The following is a 1,251-nucleotide window of genomic DNA, read 5'->3' as shown; positions in this document are numbered from 1 at the left end:
TAATAGCACTACAATTAGTGCAAATCCACCTCCGAAACCAGCACCCATGAGACACCCTCCTTTCATGTTGCTAAAATATACTATTCAACGAACACCCTATTCGAATAGGCACCTATCATCATAATCCGAAAATTATTGGGTTTTAATCTTTAGTGCTTTGATAAAAGTGTCTTTGTAGTATATGACCCCACTTTAATTAAGAATAGTCAGTTACCTACAGGAGAGAATCTAAATAAATTTTTAAACTTCAATAGGTTATTGTTTTTGTTCTCCAATTCATTTGTGGTATAGTAGGTTTTATGAAATTGGTTATTGAAATAAATTATCCTAGGAGTGTTCAACATGAAAAAATGGATTGTTACCCTCACATTAACAGCTGGGGTCTTAGGCTTAACTGCTTGTAATGTTACTAATAATGCGAGTGATTCAGATGTAGTAGTTCAGACAAAGGCTGGAGATATTACAAAGGACGAGCTTTATGATGCGATGAAAGAAAAAACTGGCGAGGCAATTCTTCGTGAGCTAGTTTATGAAAAGGTCCTTTCAAAAAACTACAAAGTATCTGATAAAGAGTTAGATGAAAAAATTGACGAACTTAAAGAACAGCTTGGTCCAAATTTCGAGATGGCCCTTCTTCAATATGGCTATAAAGATGAAGCTGAGCTTAAAGACACCTTTAGAACTGGCTTAATGCAGGAAAAGGCAGCTATTAAAGATATAAAGGTAACTGAAAAGGAACTAAAAGAATACTACGATAATTACAAGCCTCAAATAAAGGCAAGACATATTCTTGTAGCAGATGAAAAAACAGCTAATGAAGTAAAGAAGAAGCTTGATGAAGGAGCTAAGTTTGAGGATTTAGCGAAGGAGTATTCTACAGACCCAGGCTCAGCAGCAAATGGTGGAGATCTAGGCTGGTTTGGTCCGGGAAGAATGGTCCCTGAATTTGAAAATGCAGCATATGCGTTAAAGGTTGATGAAATTAGTGCGCCTGTGCAATCACAGCATGGATACCATATTATTCAAGTAACAGAGAAAAAAGAGAAAAAATCCTTTGAAGAAATGAAAGAGAAAATGGAATATGATTTAAAGGTTTCAAAGCTTGATGCGGATAAAATTCAGAAGGCAATGGAACGTGAATTAAAGGATGCAAACGTGAAGATAAATGACAAGGATTTAAAGAGTATTTTAGAGACCCCTGAAGCTGCTCAACAATAATTTTACAAAAAAAGACCCCGGACAGCTTATATA

At 35.7% G+C, this 1,251-nt stretch carries 1 protein-coding gene; it reads left to right on the top strand.

Going from position 1 to position 1,251, the window contains the following annotated elements; all coding sequences use genetic code 11:
• Positions 1-342: 342 nt before the first annotated feature.
• Positions 343-1,218, top strand: a complete 876-nt coding sequence (locus V7164_RS23250; RefSeq protein WP_335355369.1) for a peptidylprolyl isomerase — start codon at positions 343-345, stop codon at positions 1,216-1,218.
• The last annotated feature ends 33 nt before the right edge of the window (positions 1,219-1,251 follow it).

Origin of the sequence: Bacillus sp. JJ1474 (assembly GCF_036965225.1) — a bacterium.
In the GTDB taxonomy this organism is placed as follows: Bacteria; Bacillota; Bacilli; order Bacillales; family Cytobacillaceae; genus Cytobacillus.
This window is presented reverse-complemented; position numbering and strand designations above follow the sequence as displayed.